Origin of the sequence: Actinocrinis sp. (genome assembly GCF_035946395.1) — a bacterium.
Lineage (GTDB): Bacteria > Actinomycetota > Actinomycetes > Streptomycetales > Catenulisporaceae > Actinocrinis.
In genome coordinates, this window is the sequence record NZ_DASYZI010000369.1 from 1 (window position 1) to 3,328 (window position 3,328).

Genomic DNA, 3,328 nt, shown 5'->3' on the forward strand with positions numbered 1-3,328 from the left:
CAGCGTGTGCGGAACCGGTAACCGCCGCGGTCGATGCGGCTATGGCCACAGTGAGGTGCCTTCCTTCTCGCGGGAGCCCACGCCCGAACGAAATAGGGAACATCGGACGGCCGGGAGTTCCTGGCTCGCGAGTCGCGCACCGTGCCAACCATGTGACACGGTGACGCGCGGCTGCGCCCACAGTGGCGGGACCGCTCCGGATTGGGCCGACGCGCGCGTGTCTGCGAACCGCAGCACAGCGCCCGACCGACCAGCACCGGATTCCTCCAAGGCCGTCGTCTAGAGCATAACCGCACGGCGACGCCCGGTTCACACCCCTACTGCCCCTGATCCTCCTCCCAGGGTTCCCAGGCGCTGGTTGGGATCTCGACGCCGAACGGCTGCGGCAGCATGACGGGTTCACCAAACGCCCAGGACTGCTCACTGAGATACATGCCGCGCGCAGGATTCGGCTCAGTGAACAATGTCACCTTCGCCTTGTCCGGCGCCCGATCGACGAGGAGGTAGTACTCGACCTCCTCATGAGCGTAGCCGTTCCACTTGGTGGGCCGGACGCGCTTGCGCCCCGGCTCGCGGTCATCCGCTGCGGTCCACTTGGACGTAACCTCGACCGCTATTCCAATCTTCTTCGCGGTCAGATGCTGAGCATTCGCGTTGGACGGATCTTCGTACTCGCTCGTAGGCAGCACAATCAGGTCAGGAATGTACCCATCCTCGATACGGGGGAGGTTGAAGTCCATGACTTGAACGCAGCGCCACGGGTAGTCCGGTGCAGGCCCCTGCTTCAGGATGAATGCAGTCTGAATGTCCGTGACAATGCGGGCGTGGTGGAACAGCGGGCCGGGAGACACGACGATCTCGCCTCCAATGATCTCGATGCGAGTTCTTCCGTCGTCCGGGATGCCGAGTTCCTTGTGCAGCTGTCCTTCCAACCACAGCTCATAAGCTGGCTTGGAGAGTTCGAGCTGCTCGTGCAGCATCGCCGGTACTCCCACGGCACGCCTCCTGTCGACCGAGCGTGAGCCGCCGCGTCGGGGCTTCTCGCTCAGCGTAGCTGGACGTTCTGTGATCGTGGTCATGAAACCACTCTAGGGAGCTTTACCCACATCTCTCGTCGATCACTTGAGAGATCATCACTTCGAGTGAAGGTTCGCTCACCGCACCACCCATGATCCGCTGTGCTGTCTAGTCGCCTTCGAGATCGCCCTCCAGGTCGAGGTAGACGTCGCGCAGGCGGTCGAGGGTGTCGGGGTCGGGCACTGACCAGAGCTTGCGGTCGGCGGCTTCGAGCAGACGCTCGGCGATGCCGCGCAGGGCCCAGGGGTTGGATCGGCGCATGAACTCGGCGTTGGTCTCGTCGAAGACGTAGGCGGCGGCGAGTTTCTCGTACATCCAGTCATCCACGACGCCGGCTGTCGCGTCGTAGCCGAACAGGTAGTCGACGGTCGCGGCCAGTTCGAACGCGCCCTTGTAGCCGTGCCGCTGCATCGCCGCGATCCACTTGGGGTTGACGACGCGGGAGCGGAAGACGCGGTGGGTCTCTTCGGCGAGTGTACGGGTCTTGACTGTATCGGGGACAGCCGAGTCGCCAACGTATGCGGCCGGGGACGCTCCGGTCAGGGCGCGGACGTAGGCGACCATGCCGCCGTGGTACTGGAAGTAGTCGTCGGAGTCGACGATGTCGTGTTCGCGGGTGTCCTGGTTCTTCGCGGCGGCTTCGATGCGGCGGAACGCGGCGTCCATGTCGGCGCGCGCTTCGCGGCCGTCGAGTTCGCGGCCGTAGGCGTAGCCGCCCCACACGGCGAAGACCTCGGCGAGGTCGGCGTCGCTGCTCCAGTTGCGCGCGTCGATCAGCGGGAGCAGGCCGGCGCCGTACGCGCCGGGTTTCGAACCGAAGATGCGGGTCGTGGCACGGCGACGGTCGCCGTGGGCCGCTTGGTCGGCGTCGGCGTGCGCCTTGACATGGTTGGCCTCGGCGGGTTCGTCGAGATCCGCTACGGCGCGGATGGCGTCGTCGATGAGGGAGACGACGTGCGGGAACGCGTCACGGAAGAATCCTGAGATGCGCACGGTCACGTCGATGCGCGGGCGTCCGAGCCGTTCGGCGGGGATGATCTCGAAGCCGGTGACGCGGCGTGACGCGGCGTCCCATACCGGTTCGACGCCGAGCAGCGCGAGGATCTCGGCGATGTCATCACCCTGAGTGCGCATCGCACTGGTGCCCCACACGGTGATGCCCACAGAGCGCGGATAGGAGCCCGTATCGGCCAGATGCCGGGCAAGCAGGGACTCGGCGAGCGCGCTGCCCACGTCGTAGGCGTTGCGCGACGGTATCGCCTTCGGGTCCACCGAGTAGAAGTTGCGGCCGGTCGGCAGGACGTTGACGAGGCCGCGGGTCGGCGAGCCGGAGGGGCCGGCCGGAACGTAGCGGCCGTCGAGGGCGCGCAGGATGTTGTCGATCTCGTCGGTGGTGCGACGCAACCGCGGGACGACTTCGCGGGCAGCGAAGCGGAGGATGGCGGAGATGTCGGGAGTGGTGATGAGGCTGCTGCTGACGCTCGTGACTTCCGCAACGTCGGCGGTGGTGACGGTGACAGTCTCGGCGGCGGTGGCAGGGGCGCGGCTGGCCTCGGTGGCGCTGGTGGCAGTAACAGGGCTGGCGGGACTGGCGGTGGCGGGACTGGCGACCTTACGGTCGTTGGGCCTGTTATCTGGGACTGAGGGGGATGCGGGATGCAGGGTTGGGAGGGCGTCGGGGTTCCAGTCGGCGGCGGCCAGGGCCTCGATCAGGGTTCTGGCTTCGGCTTCCAGCTCGTCGACGTGGGCGGGGTCGGTTTCGGCGTCCTCCGGCAGGCCGCGGGCGTCGGCCAAGGCGCGGCGCAGGCCTGGAAGCGCTCCCCCACGGCCTTCGAACCCTGCCGTGCCGCCGAAGACCTGCCGGGCACGCAGGATGGCGAGCACGTCGTTGACCAGTTCCTCACCCTCCGGTGCGCGGCCGAGCACGTGCAGGCCGTCGCGGATCTGCACGTCCTTGATCTCGCACAGGTAGCCGTCGACGTGCAGGACGAAGTCGTCGAACGCGTCCGCGGCGGGCATCGAGTCCTGATGCAGGTCGTGGTGCAGCTGCGCGGTGGTGATCAGTTCCCAGATCTGCGTGCGCAGTACGGGGGTCTTGGTCGGGTCGAGGGCCTGGACGGTGGCGTACTCGTCGAGCAGTTGCTCAAGCTTCGCCAGGTCGCCGTAGCTGTCGGCGCGGGCCATCGGCGGGATGAGGTAGTCGACGACGGCCGCGTGGGCGCGGCGCTTGGCCTGGGTACCCTCGCCGGGG

At 67.1% G+C, this 3,328-nt stretch carries 2 protein-coding genes; both read right to left on the reverse strand.

What is annotated here, in order from left to right; translation table 11 throughout:
• Positions 1-317: 317 nt before the first annotated feature.
• Positions 318-1,079, reverse strand: a complete 762-nt coding sequence (locus tag VGS97_RS22975) for a Uma2 family endonuclease (protein ID WP_326855702.1) — start codon at positions 1,077-1,079, stop codon at positions 318-320.
• A 106-nt stretch (positions 1,080-1,185) separates the two neighbouring features.
• Positions 1,186-3,328: cobaltochelatase subunit CobN (locus tag VGS97_RS22980; RefSeq protein WP_326855703.1), on the reverse strand; the 2,143-nt coding region annotated here is incomplete at its 5' end.

Excerpts from the sequence above, each read along its gene's own strand:
- VGS97_RS22975 (WP_326855702.1), bottom strand. The coding sequence starts at position 1,079 with ATGACCACGATCACAGAACGTCCAGCTACGCTGAGCGAGAAGCCCCGA.